At 52.2% G+C, this 789-nt stretch carries 1 rRNA gene; it reads left to right on the forward strand.

What is annotated here, in order from left to right:
* Window positions 1–754, forward strand: a 23S ribosomal RNA gene (locus tag VRK28_RS00145); the annotation flags it as partial.
* Window positions 755–789: the final 35 nt, after the last annotated feature.

Consider the following 789-nt stretch of genomic DNA (forward strand, 5'->3'; position numbering starts at 1 on the left):
TTTGTGGAGCCGTCCTTGAAATACCACCCTTGTAGTGTTGATGTTCTAACGTTGGTCCCTAATCGGGGTTACGGACAGTGCCTGGTGGGTAGTTTGACTGGGGCGGTCTCCTCCCAAAGAGTAACGGAGGAGCACGAAGGTTGGCTAAGTACGGTCGGACATCGTACGGTTAGTGTAATGGTAGAAGCCAGCTTAACTGCGAGACAGACACGTCGAGCAGGTACGAAAGTAGGTCATAGTGATCCGGTGGTTCTGAATGGAAGGGCCATCGCTCAACGGATAAAAGGTACTCCGGGGATAACAGGCTGATACCGCCCAAGAGTTCATATCGACGGCGGTGTTTGGCACCTCGATGTCGGCTCATCACATCCTGGGGCTGAAGTCGGTCCCAAGGGTATGGCTGTTCGCCATTTAAAGTGGTACGCGAGCTGGGTTTAGAACGTCGTGAGACAGTTCGGTCCCTATCTGCCGTGGGCGTTTGAGAATTGAGAGGGGTTGCTCCTAGTACGAGAGGACCGGAGTGAACGAACCGCTGGTGTTCGGGTTGTCATGCCAATGGCACTGCCCGGTAGCTACGTTCGGAACTGATAAGCGCTGAAAGCATCTAAGCGCGAAGCAGGCCTCGAGATGAGTTCTCACTAGACTTTTAAAGTCTCTGAAGGGCCGTTGAAGACTACAACGTTGATAGGCAGGATGTGGAAGTGGTGTGAGCCATTAAGCTAACCTGTACTAATTACCCGTGAGGCTTAACCATACAACGCCAAACGCGTTTTATGACAGCGTAACAGA

Source organism: Pseudoalteromonas sp. P80D2 (genome assembly GCF_036680945.1).
In the GTDB taxonomy this organism is placed as follows: Bacteria; Pseudomonadota; Gammaproteobacteria; order Enterobacterales; family Alteromonadaceae; genus Pseudoalteromonas; species Pseudoalteromonas shioyasakiensis.